This window comes from Mucilaginibacter sediminis, assembly GCF_051903035.1.
Lineage (GTDB): Bacteria > Bacteroidota > Bacteroidia > Sphingobacteriales > Sphingobacteriaceae > Mucilaginibacter.
On the sequence record NZ_CP170602.1, the window covers coordinates 5639505 to 5660914 of the forward strand.

General features: G+C 43.5%; 17 protein-coding genes. 8 read left to right on the plus strand and 9 right to left on the minus strand.

Annotation, left to right across the window (positions count from 1 at the left end; genetic code table 11):
- The first annotated feature begins 50 nt into the window (after positions 1 to 50).
- Positions 51 to 1436: a M20/M25/M40 family metallo-hydrolase gene (locus ACFGVS_RS23360; protein ID WP_439695779.1), complete on the plus strand. Its 1386-nt coding sequence runs from the start codon at positions 51 to 53 to the stop codon at positions 1434 to 1436.
- A gap of 307 nt (positions 1437 to 1743) precedes the next feature.
- The gene (locus tag ACFGVS_RS23365; protein WP_439695780.1) at positions 1744 to 3066 is read left to right on the plus strand and encodes an MFS transporter; all 1323 of its coding nucleotides are present in this window, start codon (positions 1744 to 1746) and stop codon (positions 3064 to 3066) included.
- A gap of 118 nt (positions 3067 to 3184) precedes the next feature.
- Here ACFGVS_RS23365 and ACFGVS_RS23370 read toward each other — a convergent pair whose 3' ends face one another.
- Complete coding sequence (locus ACFGVS_RS23370) at positions 3185 to 4132, minus strand: tryptophan 2,3-dioxygenase family protein (RefSeq protein ID WP_439695781.1); 948 nt, start codon at positions 4130 to 4132, stop codon at positions 3185 to 3187.
- A gap of 271 nt (positions 4133 to 4403) precedes the next feature.
- Here ACFGVS_RS23370 and ACFGVS_RS23375 point away from each other — a divergent pair, with 271 nt between their 5' ends.
- Positions 4404 to 4871, plus strand: a complete 468-nt coding sequence (locus ACFGVS_RS23375) for a universal stress protein (RefSeq protein WP_439695782.1) — start codon at positions 4404 to 4406, stop codon at positions 4869 to 4871.
- 144 nt (positions 4872 to 5015) lie between these two features.
- On the opposite strand, the gene ACFGVS_RS23380 is transcribed toward ACFGVS_RS23375, so the two are convergent.
- From ACFGVS_RS23380 to ACFGVS_RS23400, 5 genes are all read right to left on the minus strand, one after another.
- Positions 5016 to 6305 carry an HAD-IB family phosphatase gene (locus tag ACFGVS_RS23380; RefSeq protein WP_090641689.1) on the minus strand — a complete coding sequence of 430 codons (1290 nt, stop codon included), beginning with the start codon at positions 6303 to 6305 and terminating at the stop codon, positions 5016 to 5018.
- 70 nt (positions 6306 to 6375) lie between these two features.
- Positions 6376 to 7362 carry an acyltransferase family protein gene (locus ACFGVS_RS23385; protein WP_439695783.1) on the minus strand — a complete coding sequence of 329 codons (987 nt, stop codon included), beginning with the start codon at positions 7360 to 7362 and terminating at the stop codon, positions 6376 to 6378.
- A gap of 535 nt (positions 7363 to 7897) precedes the next feature.
- Complete coding sequence (locus tag ACFGVS_RS23390) at positions 7898 to 8620, minus strand: hypothetical protein (protein ID WP_439695784.1); 723 nt, start codon at positions 8618 to 8620, stop codon at positions 7898 to 7900.
- Entirely contained in the window at positions 8613 to 8951 is a 339-nt protein-coding gene (locus tag ACFGVS_RS23395; protein ID WP_143065350.1) for a hypothetical protein, read from the minus strand. The genes ACFGVS_RS23390 and ACFGVS_RS23395 overlap by 8 nt, the downstream gene beginning before the upstream one ends.
- A gap of 162 nt (positions 8952 to 9113) precedes the next feature.
- Positions 9114 to 10082 carry an SDR family NAD(P)-dependent oxidoreductase gene (locus ACFGVS_RS23400; protein WP_439695785.1) on the minus strand — a complete coding sequence of 323 codons (969 nt, stop codon included), beginning with the start codon at positions 10080 to 10082 and terminating at the stop codon, positions 9114 to 9116.
- A 247-nt stretch (positions 10083 to 10329) separates the two neighbouring features.
- On the opposite strand from ACFGVS_RS23400, the gene ACFGVS_RS23405 reads away from it, so the two are divergent.
- The 3 genes from ACFGVS_RS23405 (at position 10330) to ACFGVS_RS23415 (ending at position 14046) form a co-directional block, all read left to right on the plus strand.
- Complete coding sequence (locus ACFGVS_RS23405; protein ID WP_439695786.1) at positions 10330 to 11511, plus strand: formimidoylglutamase; 1182 nt, start codon at positions 10330 to 10332, stop codon at positions 11509 to 11511.
- Between the two features lie 56 nt (positions 11512 to 11567).
- Positions 11568 to 12740, plus strand: coding sequence for a redoxin domain-containing protein (locus ACFGVS_RS23410; RefSeq protein WP_439695787.1), 1173 nt, complete (start codon positions 11568 to 11570; stop codon positions 12738 to 12740).
- A gap of 172 nt (positions 12741 to 12912) precedes the next feature.
- Positions 12913 to 14046, plus strand: a complete 1134-nt coding sequence (locus ACFGVS_RS23415) for a redoxin domain-containing protein (RefSeq protein WP_439695788.1) — start codon at positions 12913 to 12915, stop codon at positions 14044 to 14046.
- Positions 14047 to 14142: 96 nt separating this feature from the next.
- Here the strand turns inward: ACFGVS_RS23415 and purD are convergent, their stop codons facing one another.
- Positions 14143 to 15417 carry a phosphoribosylamine--glycine ligase gene (gene purD, locus ACFGVS_RS23420; RefSeq protein ID WP_439695789.1) on the minus strand — a complete coding sequence of 425 codons (1275 nt, stop codon included), beginning with the start codon at positions 15415 to 15417 and terminating at the stop codon, positions 14143 to 14145.
- Between the two features lie 449 nt (positions 15418 to 15866).
- Between purD and ACFGVS_RS23425 the strand changes: the two genes are divergently transcribed.
- A complete protein-coding gene (locus tag ACFGVS_RS23425; RefSeq protein ID WP_439695790.1) occupies positions 15867 to 17600 on the plus strand; it encodes a discoidin domain-containing protein in 1734 nt (577 codons plus the stop codon).
- A 477-nt stretch (positions 17601 to 18077) separates the two neighbouring features.
- Positions 18078 to 18326, plus strand: a complete 249-nt coding sequence (locus tag ACFGVS_RS23430; protein WP_274211333.1) for a 4a-hydroxytetrahydrobiopterin dehydratase — start codon at positions 18078 to 18080, stop codon at positions 18324 to 18326.
- 668 nt (positions 18327 to 18994) lie between these two features.
- Here the strand turns inward: ACFGVS_RS23430 and ACFGVS_RS23435 are convergent.
- Both ACFGVS_RS23435 and ACFGVS_RS23440 read right to left on the minus strand, forming a co-directional pair.
- Positions 18995 to 19603, minus strand: a complete 609-nt coding sequence (locus tag ACFGVS_RS23435) for a murein L,D-transpeptidase catalytic domain-containing protein (RefSeq protein ID WP_439695791.1) — start codon at positions 19601 to 19603, stop codon at positions 18995 to 18997.
- 599 nt (positions 19604 to 20202) lie between these two features.
- The gene (locus tag ACFGVS_RS23440) at positions 20203 to 21069 is read right to left on the minus strand and encodes a Rid family detoxifying hydrolase (RefSeq protein ID WP_439695792.1); all 867 of its coding nucleotides are present in this window, start codon (positions 21067 to 21069) and stop codon (positions 20203 to 20205) included.
- Positions 21070 to 21410: the final 341 nt, after the last annotated feature.

The following is a 21410-nucleotide window of genomic DNA, read 5'->3' on the forward strand; positions in this document are numbered from 1 at the left end:
AAAAATTACAAGTTTATCGCACATTATTATCCATTCTTTGAACATTTTTGATGAAAAAAACATTTACCCTATTATTCGCCGCCATGCTGTCGGCCACCTTTGTCCATGCCCAGCAGGACTCCCTCATGATCCGCAAAATTTACGACGAAGCCCTTGTAAACGGCAAAAGTTATGAAAGCCTGCGCTACCTGTGCAAAAACATAGGCCAGCGTATCAGCGGCTCGGCAAATGCCCAAAAAGCTGTGGAATACAGCAAAAAACTGATGGAAAGCTATGGCTTCGATAAGGTTTATTTACAGGAAGTTATGGTGCCCCATTGGGTACGCGGTGCCAAAGAAACAGCTTTTATTATTGATGGCAAAAAACGTATCCCGGTGCCTATTGCCGCCCTGGGGATGACAGTTGCTACCCCTAAAGAAGGTATTACAGCCAATGTTATTGAGGTACAGAGCCTTAAAGAACTGGCAACCCTTGGCGAAGCGGCTATTAAAGGCAAAATCGTATTCTTTAACCGTGCTTTTGATCCACGGTTTATTGAAACCGGACAAGCCTACGGAACCGCTGGAGATCAGCGCTTTATGGGGCCTGCTGCCGCCGCCAAATATGGCGCAGTAGGCGTTATAGTGCGTTCGCTGACAGAGAGTTTAGATGATTACCCCCATACCGGCGCTACCCTGACCGATAAGGATGGCAAAAATATCCCGGCTGCGGCAATATCTACCAAAGCGGCTAACAAGCTGAGTGCCATGCTTAAAATGCGTAAATTCCCGGCAGCTAAATTTTATTTTAAACAAAGCTGCCAGTTATTGCCCGATGTTTTATCCTACAACGTAATTGGCGAACTTACTGGTACAGAGCATCCTAATAAGTTTATATCCGTAGGCGGCCACCTTGATTCCTGGGACCTGGCCGAAGGCGCGCACGACGATGGTACCGGTGTAATGCAATCGGCTGAGGTGCTAAGGATCTTTAAGGCAATAGGTTACAAACCTAAAAACTCCGTTCGGGCGGTGTTTTTCATGAACGAGGAGAATGGCCACAAAGGCGGCACCAAATACGCCGAACTTGCCGCTCAAAATAAGGAGGAGCACATTGCCGCTATAGAAACCGACGAAGGCGGCTTTACCCCGCGGGGCTTCAGCTTTTCGGATGTATCTAAAGATTTTATAACAAAAGTGAACACCAACTGGAAATCAATATTAGAGCCATACGAAGTTGACCAGCTGACTATAGGTGGGTCGGGAACAGACATTGAGCCGATGAAAGAAAAGTTGCCAAGCGTTGTGCTGATCGGCTTTCGCCCTGATTCTCAGCGCTATTTTGATATCCACCACACACCAAACGACGTATTTGAAAACGTAAACAAACGCGAGCTTGAACTGGGGGGTGCCGGTATCGCAGCGCTGATTTACCTGATAGATCAGCACGGATTTTGATGCGTAGATGATTATTTATTGATGAATTAATTTTTCCGCCGCATGTGTCCTCACATGCGGCTTTTTGCATTAAGGATAGTAGCGGATACCCGTCAATGTGGCTAAGGCCCGTGCAGTATAAGCGCATAGCCTGACCTGAGGAACGAGGGTAATGCCCCAATCTGAATTTTAATAGGTACGATTTACCACCGGCACTTCCACAGGCGTTTTTTTGCTAAAATCTGCACATTTGTAATCTGAAATCTGCAGATTTTTTAAAAATCCTGAAAATCGTGTTGTAAATTTGCGGCACATCTAAAACAACACTGTGACCGAAGAAGGCGAGAGTAAACACAAAATTGATTCCTTTGCAGCATTGCGATATAAAGATTTCCGGTCTTATATCGGTATGCGTTTTTGTTTCACCTTTGCATATTCTATGCAAGCCGTTATAATCGGTTTTTATATCTATGAGTTAACAAAAGACCCATTTGCTTTGGGTTTGGTAGGCTTATGCGAGGCTATTCCCGCGGTTTGTATCGCTTTATACGGCGGTTATATTGCTGATAAATCTGAGAAACGTAAGATGTTGCTGTTAATATTCAGTGGGGTGATATTCACCTCGATGGTGATGTTTACTGTTACGCTTAAAAGCATGAGCGATATTATTCACGTAGGTTGGGTGGTTCCTATAATTTACGTGATGATATTTTGTAACGGAATTGCAAGGGCGTTTTATGGTCCGGCTACTTTTACTATTTACGCGCACAGTATTCCTAAGGAAGTTTACCCCAACGGCAGCACCTGGAGCAGTTCGAGCTGGCAGGTGGCATCCATTGTGGGCCCGGCTGCGGGCGGGTTGATCTATGGCTATTCTGATAAATTTTTTGGTATAAGCGGCATTACTGCAACTTTTGGTTGTATTATCTTTTTTCTCATAGTATCATTAATACTGGTTGCGCGTTTACGCAAATATCCGCCTGTTTTTGTGCCTAAGGAGAGTATTTATAAAAGTCTTTCAGAAGGAATTTCCTTTGTGTTTGGCAATAAAATGATGATAGGGGCCATGAGCCTCGATTTATTCTCGGTGTTTTTTGGCGGCGCCGTTGCGTTACTACCAGTGTTTGCCAACGAAATATTGAAGGTAGGAGCCGAAGGTTTGGGAATTATGCGGGCAACATCGTCATTGGGGGCTGTATTAACCATGCTGGTGATGACCAGGTTTTCGCCTATGGGCAAGCCATGGCGCAATTTGTTGATAGCGGTAACCGGGTTTGGGTTGTCTATCATTTGCTTTGGTTTATCTAAAAGCTTTTACCTGTCATTGTTGTTTATATTTACCGAAGGAGCTTTTGACAGTGTAAGCGTAATTATCCGTGGTACAATTATGCAGTTATTAACGCCCGAACATATGCGCGGGCGGGTATCGGCTGTTAACCAGATGTTTATCGGCTCATCAAATGAGATAGGAGCTTTTGAATCGGGCACGGCGGCACGTTTATTAGGCACGGTGCCGTCGGTTATATTTGGCGGTAGCATGACTATGCTCATTGTGGGTATAACGTATTTAAAAACCAAACGGCTTGTACCGCTATCCTTAAGCCAAATACAGCCACCGAGCGTTGCCAAGGGAGAAATGGCTGTTAAATAAAATAGCGCGCGGAAGGAACTTGTTTCGGTAACCCAATACCAAGTAGTACACTTCAGGCGGGCCACCTACCCTCTGGGGCCCGAAAACAAGTCCGAGATAACGTTTATGTCATTGCGCTCTACCCCAGCACGTTATCTACCCAGGCCTTGCCCCAGTTTTCCACTTCATCGGCTGTCCAGAGTGATGGGTAAAAAATACGTTTCTGAAAGCGCGGAGGCAGGTATTTTTGCCAGTTGGTACCGCCGGTGGCTTTTATTTCTTCGGGTTCGCGGTTAAGATAGCGCACGGCCGATTTGTAGTGCGATAGCGGCCAGTTTACATTTACATTTACATCCAGCTGGCGCAATTCGGTTTTTAACTCAGGTGTAAGCTGGCCTTCGGCCCCAAATTTTAAAGCCAGTGAGTTAAAATTATAGTTAGCATTTGCCTTACCAAGCTCGATAAATGTTTTAGCGTACTTTTTTTCGAACTGTTTAAGTGTCAGCGTTTTTTTACCGGTTGATAATTCGGTAGCGCCGAACTTCCAGTACAGGTATTCAAATTGCTCTTCAATAGTGGCTGTATTTAGTTCTTCGCGTTTATCCTTAGCTACCAGGTTAATAAAATCGGTGGCGTATATCTCGATCATCCTGTACTGGCCCGATTGAAAACCGCTGGCGGGTAATAACGACATCCTGAACTTCAGGAACTGCTCTTTTTCCATCCCATCAACCATAATCTCGAACGATTGGGTTAGTGCGCCGAAATACCTGTTAATGCGTTTTAAACGTGCTGTTAAAAAATCAACAGTTAAGAGTTGGACGGCAGCTATCTGTTGGCATTCATGCAATACCAGCTTAAAATATAATTCGGTTATCTGGTGATAGATGATAAAAATCTCTTCGTCGGGAAAGGGTGTTTTAGGGCTCTGCAGGCTCAATAATGTATCCAGGTGTATGTAATCCCAGTAGGTTAAAAAATCGGCATATAGCAGGCCGTCAAGGTAGGAGTTCATATCCTGGCCCATGGCCTCGTATTTTTCCTGTAACTGCGCCAGGCGCCCTTCAATTTCGGGAGAGAATTGCATAATCAAAGGTAGCAAAAATGGTATGAGGTTAAATAGGGTAAAGTGACATCAAAGATTAAAACATTTTTTGCTGCGGGCTGTCTTATTTCTGAATCAGAATTTACAGAATTAGAGGATTCTCAGAATTAAAAAAATGAAAACGCGTGGCTTAATATTTTGTCCGATTTATTCTGTTCATTCTCAAATTCTGTAAATGGCATAGCCCTCTTGAACACCTTTGAAAACAATATACGTGTGAAAAATTCTGATTCAGACAACAACCTTAAACATCATGAAAATCAATAAAATATTAATAGGCATTGATGATAGCACATACGCGCATAATGCCGCAGCATATGGGTTTGATATTGCACATACTTACAAGGCTGCAGTTGGTTTGGTTCATATTATCGAGCCGGCTGTTTTTCCGCCAGACGCCAATGATAGCTTAGTAGGGATGCCGATGGGAACTATAGGGATAGATCAGGCTGAGTTAATTGATATCCAATCCAGGCAATCTTCATCGCTAATTGATAGTATTAAAAAAGAATACGCGAGTGAGCTTGAGGTTACCTCGTTTACCGATTTTAATATTACCGCCGATGGTATACTTAGCTGTGCAAAACAATTTAATGCCGACTTGATTGTGTTAGGCACGCATAGCCGCACGGGCCTTGATCGTTTCCTTATGGGCAGCGTAGCCGAAAACGTTGTTCGCCATTCAACTATCCCGGTATTGGTTGTTCCTTTTATCGCTTAATCAGGGTCGGGGTTCGTGTGGTCTGGCTCGGGGGGCGAGTTGCCAGGTTCGGGGTTCGGGCAGCGAGGTTTGTGTAAAACTTTAAATCGGGAGTGCAGGTCAATAACCCCGTAACCCGAACCGCGCAACCCGATCCTCGTAACGCTAATAAAGCAGTCTGAATTTAATGGTATGCTCAATCGCCTTTAACTCGTTGAGCACCTGGGTGTCATAGCCAGTATTTACATCGGTAATTACGTATCCTATTTGTGGATTGGTAACCAGAAACTCGCCAACAATATTGATATTGTGGCGGGCAAATACATCGTTTATTTTAGCCAGGATGCCGGGCACGTTTTTGTGGATGTGGATTAAACGGTGTGCATTGTTAACCCTTGGCGGCTGTAAATCCGGAAAATTGCAGCTGGTATGTGTTTTGCCCTCGTTCATGAAAGCCAAAACCCTTTTTGGCAAAAAATCGCTGTTATGCGGGTTATGCCTCGGATCGTCAAATATAATAATGCCATTTTCGGTGGCTGTTTCGGCAAGTTTGTTATTGCATTTGCCAAAAATACCTATCACTTTTAACCGGCCGGAATTTTGTACCTGCTCGGGCGTTGGCTGGTGGTCTTCATCGCAAAATAAAACACCGGCTTCTTCTAAATATTTATCTTCAATCTCATCCCTGTTGCGGATGTTGTACCCTTCTTTTTTCATTTGAGCTTGTGCCTCTTCATCAATTGCACCAACTACCAGGCATTTAATGCGGTTTTTGGGATATGATATGGCGCGAGGTAATTTGTTCAGGTACAGGAACTCGTCAAAGCTTGGGGTAACGTGGTCGGCCTTTTCGGTTACCGATTTACGCTCAATATTTTCGGTAAAGGCATAAAACTTCTTGATCATGCCCGATTCCTTCAGCTGGAAATCGGAGTAGCCATCGCCTATGCCATAAATATCGCCGGGCAACTGCAGCTCTTTAAGCAACTTAACTTTACCTCCCTCCTGCGAGAGGGGGTTGGTGCGATCATATCCTATAATATTACCTTCGTCGTCAAACTCGAAAGTATTAGCGTAAATGTTTTCTTTTTTAATATGATACTCGGTAACTACAGGTGTAATAAACTCTTTAAAACCGCCGGATACGATCAAAACCTCGTCCTGGTGATTTTTAAAAAAGATGGTATTGCGCGAGAATGAAGTAGATACCTTTTTTTTAAGATGGCTGATGAGTTGCTTTAAATGATCGCGGTTGGCACATAATAATTTAACCCGGGCTTCTAAACTTTGGGTAAAGGATAGCCTGCCTTCCATCGAAGCATTAGTTAAATCTTCTATCTGCTTGTAAATACCCTCACGGTCGGGATGATTTTTGAGGGATATGCGGGCCAGTTCGTCAAGGGCCTCAACCTGTGTAAACGTGCTGTCGAAATCAATAATAAAGTACTGCTCCATCTTGGGTGCAAATGTGCGAATTTTTTTGTTGATAGGATAAGTAGAGTTTTTTTTGTTGTCATGTGGCAACTCACTTCCCAAACCGCTTGCCATATTTAATAGCGGGCAATTCGATATACCGGTGCATTAGCCCGGAAATAAACACCAGGAATATCAATATCGCCACGTCAAAAACAATATTTAAAGCAACATTGGTTTGTATCGCGGTGGTTTTCAAATGCCCTAACAAATAGATGCCGATGGGCACGTGTACCAGGTAAAGCGAATAGGAAACATCGCCATAGTGGCTAAATAAATTGCTTTTTAGCGGTTTAAAGTGGTTGATAACAATAAGCGCCCCGGTAATTAAGCAAAGTACAATGTAAATATAGGATTGATGGGTTGCATAAAAATCAACTGCTGTAAAAGCCAATAAGGCTATATTAAACCATTTATAGGCAGGCTGATGCAGCAACTGGTATAAGGCTACACCAAGGCTAAACAATGGCCACAGGTTTAAAAAGAACAAAGGCCCCGATTCAAATCGGGGTAAAACGATACTCAACAGCGTAACCACTGTTAAAGCAATTACAAAATATTGTTTTTTAAAAAAGGCGCAGGCAAACACAGCCAGGTAAAAAAATACCTCGTACGATAGTGTCCAGTACACCCAGTTGATGGTTTTTATACCGGTTATGGGCGTTGTGGTAAGTGTAATTGTGGCTAATATGCCCGAAAAATTTTTAGGAAGCACTGTTACAGAATTTACATGTTTTATCACCTTGAGTAATAAAACTATACCAGCAGTAATAACCAGGCTAAACCAATATGGCGGGAAAATACGGAAGAAACGCCTTGCCGCAAATTCGGTTGGTTTTTTGGCATGGTGCAGCGCAATGAGTATACAATAACCGCTTATGATAAAAAATACAGGTACCCCCAGGTGTCCGTATTTACAAAAATTGCGATACCAGTTATCAATAGGTTTTATAGGCTGGTTAAGATGAAAAAAAACTACCCATGACGCTGCCAGTATCCTCAGCAAATCTATCAGGTGGTTTCTTTTGTCGGGTTGCATTTGAAAAATGAATGGGCAAGGTAATGATATTGTATTTGAATCTGTTTCGAAGCAAAACAGATTTGTTGTAGTTATCTTTTCTTGTTTTTATTTTTTTTTGCCTTGTGGGGCATCTGCTTTTGTTTTATCGCATCATAAGCTTCCAAAAGCTCTTTTCTTATTTGTTTTAGTTTGGCCGGAAAAAGTAAAGACAAATCCTCATGGTTATCGAATTTTAATTTTGCTGCCCAGCTTATAACTAAAGTAAAGAGTTTTCGAGTGCAAATTCAACTGTTCCTATACAATTATCAACAAAACGAAAGCATTTTAAGGTGATGGACTTGTCATTTGCATCAAATGTTTTGCGTATATCTTGCAAAACAACTTACTTGTAGTAGAAAAAGATCGTCATAGTCCTCGTCTAAAACTTTATCTTTTATTTCAGAAGATTTGGCAAGGTCCCGGTTTGAAAATGAATATTTCGGTTCTCCGGTTTGGGTAACACCCCTTCTAAAAAATGGAAGTTCATTGCTGTGCTATAGCGGTGCACTTTGTGCTACTTCTTATCAGGTTTGCGGATATCTTTCGCCTTATTAAAAGTTGCTAAACAGCTATCCAGCGGTTGACCCTGTTTATAAATGCAATCGCAGAAAACTTCACAAGCTGCGGGGTTTTTGCTGGAAGTACATTGATTTCTGCATTCAGCTTCAGAGTTGCCTGGTACGATCTCATATAAATAGAAAGAACCGACAATGATAAAAGCCAGGACTGCGAAGGAACCTGCAAAAAATATGATCCGATGACGCCTGCCCAGGGGCTTTTTTAACACCTGAGGCGCCGTTTTCGGCTGCTTAAATGGCAAAATGTATTTTAAACGATCGTAGTCCCAAATTAGTAAAAACAAGTTTGCCAATAACAGCATCGTGACGCCCCGGGTACCGTCAAAGCGGGTAGCATAAGTCAGCACGCAAATGTTGACGATGAAGCAAAAATACATCAGTGCACCGAGAAGGGCTGTTCTCGGGATCAGTAATAATATAGCTGTTATAATTTGAGCAACTCCAATAAAGGCATAGTAATATCCTGTGAGATGTAAGGCATCGAAATAATGTCCCAGGGGGTTATTGGACGGCAGGCCTGCGGCGAATCGTTCGCCCATGATTTTAATATAGCCTGCGGGAATAAAGCTGGCTGCCAGAGCGACGCGGCAAAAAACAGCAAACCGTTTAAACCACTTATCAGCTTTGACCTCGTAGTATAGTTCTTCAATTCTACTCATGATTTTTACGGGTGATTATTTTACTGAGGAGATAATAAAGAACTAATGCCATGGCGGTCCAGTATAAAGCAAACGCAAAAACCAAAATTGGAGGTGCCGGATCCGGCTCTTTAAATAAAGGCGGCAAGGGTCCTATCAAAACCATTTTGATAGGGTATAAAATTGCGGCTACGGTGCTCTTCCAGGCTATTGATGATCCCGTTCCCGGGAACCATTCGCCGGTTACAGGAAAGAGCCGAACTTCAGATCCCAAAATTGAATTAGACATAAATTGAAATGCAAACGCCGAAACGAGGAAGAGAATAACGAATTTTGTTCTTGTAATCTTCATATCGCTGGTTTTTACATTTAACAAAAGAACTTTGAAAAACAAAGTTAAATAAGTTATTTTATATTTCAATGTATTTTAAGAAAATTTTAAACTGAGATACTACCGGAAAGCTCGTTGCAAAGCATCAATAAATTAGGCTTTAGTTTTTTTGATAATGAATTATTATTGGCCTAATGCTTCACAGATTTCCAGAACGGTTTTACTTATTGGCTTAAACTCAATCCCGATTGCATTCTTAATTTTCGAGTTATCAAACTCCCGTGTTACCGATGCCGCCTGTGCCGATGTTTTGTCGATAGCCGGGTCGCTACCGGTTAACGCGGCAATTGCTGCGGCACCGCGCCAGCCAATTTCCATCAGCCAGGGTTTGGCTAAAATGGCGGGCGGTTTAATCCCAAATCCGTTTGCTGCCTCGGTAGTTATAGATTGATAGGTGCGATTTTCGGCGCTGATAATGTAGCGCTCGGCGGTGATATCGCTGTTCATGAGGCCAACCATACATTTGGCTACATCTGCTACATCAACAAAGCCAATGGTGCCGGCAGTGTAAAATTTAAGCCCCTTACGGATGGTTTCAAACAAAGCACCGCTACCAACTTTGCCCGCGCTTGCCCCAATAATAAGCGATGGATTTACAATTACAGCATCCAAACCTTCGGCAATACCGCGCCATACTTCCATCTCGCTTTCCAGCTTTGATATGGCATAACCATCATTTTCTGTTGATTGCTCCAGGTGGTGGTTTTCGGTAGTAAGATCGCCGGGTTTGGCCAGGCCGATGGCGGCTATCGAGCTTACGTGCACTATTCGTATGCTCTTTTCGGCACATAAATTAACCAGGTTGGCCGTGCCGGTCACATTAGTATTGATCATCGCCTTTTTATCAGCTGATTTCAATGATACCCATGCCGCACAATGATAAACCTGGGTTACGCCAGCCAAGGCATTTTCCAAAGCAAAAATATCAAGTATGTCGGCCTCAACCCATTCAATTTTCGATTGAAAAGGAGCAAGCAACGCCGGTATATTTGAAGTAGCCCGTTTGGTGCAACGAATGTTTGAGCCAGATGTAACCAGCAGTTTCGCCAGTTCTGCCCCGAGAAAACCTGTTGCGCCAGTAATTAGAATCATATATGCGGATTTCAGATGTGCAAATATGTTCATAAATGTGCAGATTTCAGATGTGCAGATATGCAGATGAAGAATTTTGATTTATGAGTGCCTGTTTGGTTTGTTATTCGTCAATTCTACTCATTCATTAATTCTGAAAATTCAGTTCAGACAAAAAATGTTCACCTGAAATCTGCCCGTCAATCATTTGCACATCTGCCCGTCAATCTGCACATTTGCACATCTGCATATTTGCACATTAAACATTATGTCCTTAGCTGATTTTTTTAAACCCATCGATCTGAAAAAGATCACTCCTAAAAAGGGCTACTATACCAGTCAGCTTGGCGATAAAATTGTGCATTATTCTGTCGATTTTCCCGACCTGGAAGAGAAAACCGACCTGGCCATCATTGGCGTTATGGACGACCGTAATGCTACCGATAACCAGGGCTGCGCCCTTGGCCCCGACTATATCCGCGAAAAACTTTACCAGCTTAATGAAGGTGGCTATAACTTAAAAATTGCCGACCTGGGCAATATCGCAGCAGGCGCATCAGTTACCGATACCTACTTTGCGCTTAAAACCGTGGTATCCGAACTGGTAAAAAAAGATATTATCCCCATTATTTTAGGTGGCGGGCAGGATTTAACTTACGCCCAATACCTGGGTTACGAGGATTTGGAACAGAAGGTTGACCTGGTGGTAGTAGATGCCCGTTTTGACCTTGATGAGGACGAAACCCCGGCCGGATTGGAAACAACATCGCAATCATACCTCAACAAAATATTTTTGCACGAGCCTAATTACCTTTTTAATTTTAGCAACCTGGGGTACCAAACTTATTTTGCCAGCCAGGAAAGTTTGCGGGTGATGGATAAGCTTTATTTTGATGTACACCGCCTTGGCGAACTAAGCGGCAACATTGCTGTAACCGAGCCCGCCATTCGCAACGCCAGTATGGTAAGCTTTGATGTGGGGGCCATCCGATCGGCCGATGCTGCAGGCAACGCCAATGCTACCCCCAACGGCTTTAACGGGCAGGAGGCCTGCCAGCTATGCCGGTACGCCGGTTTTAACGATAAGCTAAGCTCGATAGGTTTTTACGAGTTTAACCCGGCCTACGATAGTAACGGCCAAACGGCTATGTTGCTGGCGCAGATGATTTGGTATTTTATTGATGGGTTTTACGGCCGTAAGCGCGATTTTCCGCTCAATCCAAAATCGCAATACCTTATTTACAAAACCAGCCTGAAGCATGAAGACCAGGAGGTTGTATTTGTAAAAAGCAAAAAATCCGACCGCTGGTGGATGCAGGTGCCCTACCCAACAGGGGGCTCAAAAAACGAACGCTTTCACCTGGTGCCCTGCAGTTATGCCGACTATAAAACGGCCACATCCGGCGAGTTGCCCGACCTTTGGTGGCGCACTTATCAAAAATTAAACTGATAATTGCAATTATAGCAGCATTTTAACGTTATCAATCCTTATAGTTTTTAACACTGATGAAGAAAATATTTTTTTTAATTATAACCTTATTACCGGCCATTGCATATGCCCAAAGTACCGATACCTTTACTATAAATGGTAAATTGGGTAATATAGGCGCGCCTGCAAAAGTTTATTTATCGTATCAGCTGGGCGCCAACAGCGTTATTGATTCGGCCGATATTGTAAATGGTGTTTTTAGTTTTAAAGGTTCGATGCTAAACCCGGTTAATGCCACGCTGGTGGTTGATTACAAAGGCCTGGGAATAGAGAAGTTTACCCAGCAATATAGCGATGGCCGGGCATTATCAAAAAATGCCGATAACCTTAACTTTTTTATTGATAAAGGCACGCTGACTATTACCAGTAAAGATTCTGTTTCAAAAGCGCAGATAACCGGCTCGCAGCTTAACCTTGATAATATTAAACTACAGGCCCAGCTGAAAAGTATCAACCTGCGCGGTGAGCATTTGATGGCCGAAGTGAAGGCCGCTACACCTGAGCAACAAAAGTCGCCCGCATTTCAGAGTGCTATACAAAGTAAGTATAAAGCATTGCAAACGCTGCAAAGCTATACCTTAAAAAGCTTTATAACCGATAATCCTAATAGTTACCTAAGCCTGCTGGCTTTAAGTTCGGTAGGTGGCCCGGCTCCTGATCCCGGTGAAATTGAGCCTTTGTACAACTCGCTTTCGGCCGATGTAAGAAATACCGAAGCAGGTAAAGTGATGAAAGCGCAGCTTGATGCCCTGAGGGTTACGGCAATAGGTGCCACAGCGCCCGATTTTGTGCAAAATGACGTGAATGGTACGCCGGTTAAACTTTCGTCATTCAGGGGCAAATATGTTTTGCTTGATTTTTGGGCTTCGTGGTGCGGACCCTGCCGCCAGGAAAATCCTAACGTGGTGCGTAACTATAATAAGTATAAAACCAAAAACTTTACCATTGTTGGCGTATCGTTAGACAGGGCCGACAGCAAATCGGCCTGGCTTGCGGCTATCAAAAGCGACGGATTGGACTGGACCCAGGTATCTGACCTTAAGTATTGGAATAACGCTGCCGCGGCCCTTTATTCGGTAACCTCCATCCCACAAAACTACCTGATTGGCCCCGATGGAAAGATCATCGCCAAAAATCTTCGTGGCGAAGACCTTGATGCCAAGCTGGCTGAGCTTTTTGGGAAGATATAGGTTGGTGAGTGGTGAATAGTGAGTGGTTGATTAGGTTATTCTATGAGCTAATGCAGCTATAATCGCAAAGTTCGGCAACATTTGAGTAAATTCAAAACAATGTAACTTTTTGTTGACTATAAGTAATATATAGTTTTTACATATTATATTGCAGTTTAAACTTTATCGCTTTATGAAAAAGATAATATTATTTGCGTTAACTACTTGGCCTGCTATCGTTTTTGCCCAGGATAACAAGTATGATATACAAGGTAAAATAGGTGATTTTAATGCTCCTGCCAAAATGTACCTGGAATACAGGTTCCCGAAGGGTAAACCCATTTATGATTCATGTACCGTGGTTAATGGTAAATTCCATTTTGCAGGCTCGGTTGGTGCAGCACCACTTAACGCTTATTTATTGTTTAACTCAAAAGGTACCGGCACGGGTAAGGCCGATGGCTATCGGGCCATTTATCTTGAACCTGGCTTAATTAATGTAAACGCTGTGGATAAAATTGAAAACGCCACAGTCGACGGCCCTAAAACCAACCAGGAAAACGAAAAGTATCAGCTGTTACAAAAGCCTGTAAACGATGCTTACACTGCTTTGGAGGAAAAGCAGAAAGCAGCTACGGCTGAGCAAAAAGCATCTCCGGAATATCTCAAAAAAGAGAAAGCTGATGAAAAAGCGATAGACAATTTAAGCGCGGCGACAGATAAAAAATTCATCCAGGAAAACCCTAACTCAATCATCAGCCTGAATGCGCTTGAAACTTTGGCCTACAGTGCCGATTATGTTGATCTTAAACCTTTATATGACGCCCTAACGCCTGCTGTAAAAAGTACCGACGCAGGTAAGGCATTAGGCGAGAGGATGCCTAAGCTTAAGGCTGTAGCCCTGGGCGCTGTTGCACCGGAATTTGCCGAGGCTGATACCAGCGGAAAAGTTATCAACCTGTCTTCATTCCGCGGGCAATATGTTTTGATTGATTTTTGGGCATCATGGTGTGGCCCCTGCCGCAGGGAAAACCCCAATGTGGTAAAAGCTTATAACCATTACAAAGGTCAAAAATTTACCATCCTGGGCGTATCGCTTGATAAGCCAAATGCTAAAGACAAATGGTTGGCTGCCATTCACAAAGATGGCCTAACCTGGACCCACGTTTCTGACCTTAAATTCTGGGATAGCAAAGCGGCGGGTTTATACGCTGTTCGTGGCATCCCACAAAACTTTCTGTTAGATCCCAACGGAAAAATAATTGCCAAAAACCTGCGCGGCGACGACCTGGAAGATAAACTTGCCGAGATTTTTGGGAAAATATAGTTTGGTGAGTGGTTGATTGAGTTAGATAAGGTTGATTAAGTTAGCCAGGTAAAAACCCAATCAACCACTCACTTAATCAACCTAATCAACTGCCCTCTAAAGAAGGTCAAATCCAATGTCTTTCCTGAAGTACATGCCGTCGTAATAAATACGGCTGGCATCGGCTGTGGCTTGTTGAAGGGCGTTAAACATGTTGTCTTGCAGAGTAGTTATTGCCAAAACTCGGCCGCCTGTGGTAATCACGTTTTCGCCGTCAAGGCTGGTGCCTGCGTGAAATACTATACTGTCGCGCACGTTTTCGGTGCCGGTTATTACTTTGTTTTTTAGGTATTCGCCGGGATAGCCGCCTGCTACCATAACCACGGTGGCGGCAGTTTTCGGCGAAATAATCAGCTCTTTTTCGTTAAGGTTACCTTCGGCTACGCCTTGCAGCAGGTCAACAAAATCGCTGTCAATACGGCGCATTACGCTTTCTGTCTCCGGGTCGCCCATGCGGCAGTTGTATTCTATCACCCAGGGTTCGCCATCTTTATTCATCAGGCCTATAAAAATGAAGCCTTTGTATGGGATGCCATCTTTTTTCAAACCCTCTACCGTTGGGATGATAACTAAATCTTCAACCTTTTTAATATAGGCGGCATCTGCAAACGGTACGGGCGAGATTGAACCCATGCCGCCGGTGTTCAGCCCTGTATCGCCTTCGCCAATACGTTTATAGTCTTTAGCTTCGGGAAGTATTTTGTAGTTGCTGCCATCTGTCATCACAAAAACAGATAGTTCAATGCCTTGTAAAAACTGCTCAATAACCACGCTCGAGCTGGCATCACCAAATTTGGCTTCGGCCAGCATCTGGGTAAGCTCCAGTTGGGCTTCTTCAAGCGAGGTGCAGATAAGCACACCTTTTCCGGCGGCCAGGCCATCAGCTTTAAGTACAACGGGAAGGCCGGCGGTGGCCAGGTAAGTAAGACCCTCTTGCAAAGTATCTTTAGTGAAAGTTTTATAAGCAGCCGTAGGGATGTTATGCCTTTGCATAAACTGCTTGCTGAAATCCTTACTGCCCTCTAATTGGGCTGCTTCCTGTTGGGGGCCTACAACGGGTATATTTTTTAATTGCTCGTCGGCCAAAAAGAAATCATGAACGCCTTTTACCAGTGGCTCCTCGGGGCCTACCAGTACCAAGTTGATGCCTTGTTCCAATACCAGTGCCTTAATGCCCTCAAAATCGGTAACCTTAATGTTAACGTTGGTGCCGTACTGGTGAGTGCCGGCATTGCCGGGGGCTATAAAAAGCTTTTCACATTTAGGGCTTTGCGCAATTTTCCAGGCGAAGGCACTTTCCCTTCCGCCCGAACCGAGGATCAGGATATTCATGGGGGCAAAGATAGTTTTTTTGGATGAGTAGCATTACTATGGGTGTTCGCTTTTTTGAGTGGATACAGGTGGTGTTCGGGCTTTGTTTGTTAATTTGTTGTTTTACAGTTGTTTAGGCGTTCGGGTTGTTTAAGGTGCAAAAATAACTTTTGTTGATAATCAATTAGTTATGTATTTTGGTTTAGTTTGCCCCGAACACCTGTTTTGAATAAAATTTCGAATTTTCCGGGCAACATTACGGTGCGATGTTTGGTACCTGCCGACTCCCGAAATGAACCCAATGGGCACCCGCTGACCCCCGGTAATACACCGCAGTATACCTGCAATCACCCTATCGGCACTGCCAGAAAAAAAATATTTTTGCGTATTGACGGGAATAAAATATTGAGATATATTTACGTTAAATAGCAGCCGCGCTACCTCGTGTTAATAACCTGCCAACCTTTATCATGAGTAAAATTTTGCGCATATTGCTTCTAATAATTGCTACTTTATTTGCGGGCTGCAACAAAGATGTAGTAGAAATAAACACAAAATCTACAATTACGTCTAACAGCCAAAGCCTGAAAATATCGCCGGTACATACCGATATTCCTGTTGTGAGCATTTCGGCATCATCAACCTATCCTACGTGGGACGCATCAAATGCAATTGACAGTAATACTGCTACCAGCTGGAGCTCGGCCAGGCATTTAAGTTCAAATGGTGTGGAGTTTGTTCAATTTTATTTTAGCGGAGCCGTTGATATAAATTACGTGAAGCTTACCCCAAGGTACGGCAGCAATAATGCAGGCTTATGCTTCCCCTTAAATTTTACAATTTATTATTACACGGGTTCATCATGGGTGGCGGCAAAGGCGTTCACTAATTTTGCTAATCCGCAAAAAAGCGATAACTATGATTTGCCGGTGACCATACCGCTGCCGGTTACTGTGCATGCCAGCGGCATAAAAATAGAAGTTACCGGGCTACGCGCCGATGGCCCCAACTATTATTTCCAGCTGGCGGAAGTTGCCGCGGGATTTGATGACGGCTTCAATCATTTTAAATGGACCGGCAATGATAACGCGGTCAGGCAAAACCGGATTAATAACGCCGGTTCGGACTCATTTAATCCCGACCGCATTTTCAATTGGACACAAGACGACCGCGACCCCATAATCCGGGGCACAACCAACGCTATTAATCCTAATATTTATGCGCCAAACATAGTTTATAACGGCGGCAACTGGCATATTTATTATGGTGGCTGGGACAATACATCTGCAAAAAACGACCGGATATTTACAACGGTTACTTATGACGATTTTTTAACTTTTGGCACCCATACCTTAGTGATTGGCAATGGCGACAGGCGCCATGTAAACAACGAAACTGTATTAAAGAAGCCAGATGGCAGCTGGCTGATGTATTATACTTCGTTAGCTCAAAACTCGGTTGCCAACAAGCCCAGCTTTGCAACCTCGACCGATGGCATTGCCTGGGCCCCAAATACCGGCTCGGGCAATGCCTTTTTAAATATGGCCAATTACCCTAACTGGGCCACTGCTGATGTAAACGGATCAAATGTTGCCTATCTTGAAAACGGCATCTATCATTTGTATTTTAATGATTTTGCAACCAGGCCCAAAGCGGTCCATCATGCGGTAAGTACCGATGGGATAAATTTCAATTACACCGGCGATGCGCTGGCCGAGAATCTTGTTGCACAGGACGTAAAAGCCTTTACGTACAACAATGCCACTTACTATTTAATGGGAATGCACCATAACCGGCAGGAATTAAGATACAGCCTAAGCAACAGCCTTACCAGTTTTCCGGCCAGCAGCTTTTTGCTGGGCAATTACAATGCAGCCGATTTATATATTGTGTCGATGGGGTTTGTAACCAATGCCAACAGGTTATACGGCATTATTTATGGCGCAGGGCCTACCGGCGATTTGAGCCACAATTCGTTACACGCCAGGTGGCTTACAAAAAAAATAATTTTTATAAGCGACAGAACAAACGCCCGCTGGGGCGATATTGAAAGAGCGCACGGGCCCAACCAGGTTGTACTATACATGAGTACCGTGATGGAAACCGGCCGCTTTTATGTTTACGATACCGACGGCACCACCCTGCTGTATACCAGCCCGCAGGTTACTATGCGGTCGGGTGATGTGTGGACGTATAATCAATAATTGATTAGTGGTTTTTCCTTTTTTATGTTTATTTTAAGGACGACCTTTTTCACCGCCTTGCACATGATGATCATTGTAGCCTTTATTTTTGTCAAAATCGGCTCGAAGCGCGTTATCGGGGGCTTCACCAGTTTTTTGCTTTGTTTATTTTTAGCGCCGGCAGGCTGGTATCTTGTTTTGTCATCAAGGCGATTGGATGACCAGGTGTCAGACGCTACGTTGATAATTGCGTTTAGTCCGGTAAAAAAGGAAGTATAATTTGCTGCAGAAATACCTTCTGATAGAAGGTGTTGTTATTTATACCGAAGTAAATAGATTTATTTGCCACATCAAATAGTTCAATGCCCACCATCCTGCCTCGGGGCTTTTTTCAGGTAGCCCGCATGGCGCAGTTGAATGATTAAGATTAGATACTTATCAGATATAAATAAAACACGATGTTATTTCGCCTGTTAAACAGAGGGAGGTAAAATAAAAATGATGTGGCAGGAAATTGATAACAAGCTTTACAGGGCATTTAAATTTAAAGATTTTTCGGAAGCATTTTCTTTTATGACCCGGGTGGCCTTGCTGGCCGAATCGAATAATCATCACCCCACCTGGAAAAATGAATGGAATAAAGTTGAAATCTGGCTGTCGACCCACGACCAGGGAGATATCGTTACTGATAAGGATAGATCGTTAGCCTCCTCTATTGATAAAATATTGGAAGGTGTTTCGGTTTAAGGTTTTTGTATTCTGCGAGATCCTTTTGCAGATGAATCTATCAGAATGCCGGTTACAAAATAGTTCATAGCCCGGTACGCGGCCTCAGGGTCCTTTTTTCAAAGAGACCCTGACGGGACATAAGAGCCCCTCAAAGCAATTGAGCGTTTTCAAACCCGTAGGGGTATAACATTTGTAGAAAAGATAGAAAAATAATGCCCGTGCCGTAGGTACGGAACTTATGTGGCGTACCTACGGCACGCAAAAATGTTAAATTACGATTGCTACAAATGTTTTGCTCCGATGGAGCAGCCTGTCATTTTCTTAACTTAATAGCTTGAAGGAGAGGAACCAGAGGGAGGATGCCTGTTGTATTGAAATAGTTCATCGCCTTGCATGCGGCCTAAGGGGCTTTTTTCAAAGAGACCCTGAGAGGACATAACTTCGGTGTTGGACATTCGAAATTCAGTGTTCGATATTATTTTCACTTTTATCCCCTCAGGTGCTCTCGCAGAGGAACCTGAAGGAGAATTCCTATCGTATAAAAATAGTTCATAGCCCGGTATGTGGCCTCGGGGTCCTTTTTCAAAGAGGCCCTGAGAGGACATAAAGTTGAATTTTTTACCTTTTGACTTAGTACTTAAGACTTTGGGCTAAATACAATCCGGCAATTTATCGTTGACACGTCACTAACTATATATCCACATCAGCATCCGTTTTTTTTGCTTCCTGATCAGCGCATCGACAATTTTAAGGGTGTTGTTTGATATGGCGGGGCAGCCCCAGCCTTCGGGCGTACCGTTGGGATATACATCGGCCTCGGCAACTTTTTCCCAGGAGTGGAATACGATTTGCCTGATCAATGCATTATTATTGGTGCTCTCCAACCCGGTTAAAAAGTATTTTACGTGGATGCCCCAGGCGCTGTAAGCCCGGCCATTAATCTGGTATTTTCCCAGGGCGGTACAATGGCTGCCATCACTGTTGCTGAAAACGGGTTTATCCTTTGTCCACACGCCCGACCATGGTGCACTGGCACAGCCATGGCTTACCAGGCCGGTAATCATGGTATCGTTTTTGCGAAAATCCCAAACCATAAAGCGCTTAACGCCCGAGTGTAGGCTCATGTCTATCAAAATACAGTAACGGGTATTGTAGCCTTTCTGTTTGCAAAAAGCAAGGCTTTGTTTGGCCTTTTGCCTGGTACGGTTAACGTCGATATGCGGGGCAGCAGCGTTAGCGGCTGCGGTTAACAGCAGGAACTGCAATAGGGCGAGGAATTTAAGATAAGGTTTCACCGGTAATTAATAAATATTGTGATGATGTGAAACGTTTGAAAGAAGCGATTAGTATTCAGGGGGTGCGTTTTAAATTTTCCGGGCCTTTTGGCCTCTCAGGTTCTCTCAGAGAGGAACCTGAGGGAATGGATGCCTGATGTGTAAAAATAGTCCATAGCCCGGTACGCGACCTCAGGGTCCTTTTTCAAAGAGATCCTGAGAGGACACAAGCGATTAAGCATTTTCAATCCCGTAGGGGTATAAGATTTGTAGAAAAGATAGAAAAATAATGCCCGTGCCGTAGGTACGGAACTTATGTGGCGTACCTACGGCACGCAAAAATGTTAAATTACGATTGCTACAAATGTTTTGCTCCGATGGAGCAGCCTGTCAATTTATTAACTTAATAGCTTGAAGGAGAGGAACCAGAGGGAGGATGCCTGTTGTATTGAAATAGTTCATCGCCTTGCATGCGGCCTAAGGGGCTTTTTTCAAAGAGACCCTGAGAGGACATAACTTCGGTGTTGGATATTCGAAATTCAGTGTTCGATATTATTTTACTTCTGTTTTTCCTTAACTTAATAGCATTAAAGAGACCCTGAGGGGACATCATGCAATAATTAGTTATTAAAGCCTGCAACCGCCGCAATCTCAATCTGTGCCTGGCGTGGTAACTCCTTAACGGCTATGCAAACCCTGGCCGGGAATTTATGGTGAAAATATTTGCTGTAAACAGTGTTGGCAGCAGCGTAGTTATCCATGCTGGTAAGGTAGATGGTTACATTGACCAGGTCCTGGTAGTTAAGTTTATTTTTACGCAATACCTTGCCAAGGTTTTCCATTACCTGTGTTGCTTCTGCTTCAAATCCGTTGCTTACCAGTGTGCCGGTGTTATCAATTCCAATCTGCCCGGATATATACAATGCATCGCCGTAAATATAAGCATCAGAAAAGGGCAGGCCTGTTTTAGTTTCGCCGGATTTAGCCTTCCCATTATTCTGTTGTTGAATTTCTGTACCTTTCCTGTCAACCTGCACCCAGTATTCAACTATTTTTCCGTTGTAAACCCTGTAAACTGCGCTTCCTATTTCAGTTACAGGCAGCCCTGTAGATTTAAATTCGTCCACATCCCCAATTTGATTACCGGTTTGTTTCCAGCGGGCATAAACTTTGTCGTTACCGGCAATAAGTTCGGTAATTTCAAATTGGTAACGGCCATAGCTTTGCAGGAATTCATTGACATGCTGCCTGTAGTTTTCCGGTGTCCTGACAACGGTCTCCGGGTGCTCTGCATTAAGCTGATGTGCTTTTACCGAATCTGCCATAAATTCTGCAGCCCTTTCGGGTGATTTTCCGGAACGGACGATTTCTAAAAAATCCCTTACTGTTTTTTCTGATTGTTGTGTAGTGCTCATAGTTGTATTTTGTGCTTTGCTGCCAAAGGATATTGCCAATAAAAGCAATAGCGTAATGGTGTAGTTTTTCATGATCCTGAGTTTAAATTAACGCAACAAATTTGAGCAAATATTTAAAAGCATAACAGATACAGTTTTTGCTTATTTGAGCATAACAGATTGGTTTTTGAAGCATAAAGTGCGGGAGAGGATGCGCCTGTACGTTGAGATGGCTCATTCACCTGGCATGCGGCCTCAGGGTCCTTTTTCAAAGAGACCCTGAGGGGACAAAAGGACAAATAATATCGAACACTGAATTTCGAATGTCCAACGCCGAATTTTTCCTTCATTATTCGATATTGGACATTCGGTGTTCGATATTAAACCGACCTTAATTCCTTAACTTAATAGCATTAAAAAGGGCCCGGGCGACA

Bases quoted from the DNA above. Each gene is read 5' to 3' on its own strand.
- purD (WP_439695789.1), bottom strand. From the start codon at position 15,417: ATGAATATCCTGATCCTCGGTTCGGGCGGAAGGGAAAGTGCCTTCGCC.
- ACFGVS_RS23385 (WP_439695783.1), bottom strand. From the start codon at position 7,362: ATGCAACCCGACAAAAGAAACCACCTGATAGATTTGCTGAGGATACTG.
- ACFGVS_RS23400 (WP_439695785.1), bottom strand. From the start codon at position 10,082: ATGATTCTAATTACTGGCGCAACAGGTTTTCTCGGGGCAGAACTGGCG.
- ACFGVS_RS23440 (WP_439695792.1), bottom strand. From the start codon at position 21,069: ATGAAAAACTACACCATTACGCTATTGCTTTTATTGGCAATATCCTTT.
- ACFGVS_RS23390 (WP_439695784.1), bottom strand. From the start codon at position 8,620: ATGAGTAGAATTGAAGAACTATACTACGAGGTCAAAGCTGATAAGTGG.
- ACFGVS_RS23380 (WP_090641689.1), bottom strand. From the start codon at position 6,305: ATGGAGCAGTACTTTATTATTGATTTCGACAGCACGTTTACACAGGTT.
- ACFGVS_RS23370 (WP_439695781.1), bottom strand. From the start codon at position 4,132: ATGCAATTCTCTCCCGAAATTGAAGGGCGCCTGGCGCAGTTACAGGAA.
- ACFGVS_RS23375 (WP_439695782.1), top strand. From the start codon at position 4,404: ATGAAAATCAATAAAATATTAATAGGCATTGATGATAGCACATACGCG.
- ACFGVS_RS23425 (WP_439695790.1), top strand. From the start codon at position 15,867: ATGAGTAAAATTTTGCGCATATTGCTTCTAATAATTGCTACTTTATTT.
- ACFGVS_RS23410 (WP_439695787.1), top strand. From the start codon at position 11,568: ATGAAGAAAATATTTTTTTTAATTATAACCTTATTACCGGCCATTGCA.
- ACFGVS_RS23395 (WP_143065350.1), bottom strand. From the start codon at position 8,951: ATGAAGATTACAAGAACAAAATTCGTTATTCTCTTCCTCGTTTCGGCG.
- ACFGVS_RS23430 (WP_274211333.1), top strand. From the start codon at position 18,078: ATGATGTGGCAGGAAATTGATAACAAGCTTTACAGGGCATTTAAATTT.
- ACFGVS_RS23360 (WP_439695779.1), top strand. From the start codon at position 51: ATGAAAAAAACATTTACCCTATTATTCGCCGCCATGCTGTCGGCCACC.
- ACFGVS_RS23405 (WP_439695786.1), top strand. From the start codon at position 10,330: ATGTCCTTAGCTGATTTTTTTAAACCCATCGATCTGAAAAAGATCACT.
- ACFGVS_RS23415 (WP_439695788.1), top strand. From the start codon at position 12,913: ATGAAAAAGATAATATTATTTGCGTTAACTACTTGGCCTGCTATCGTT.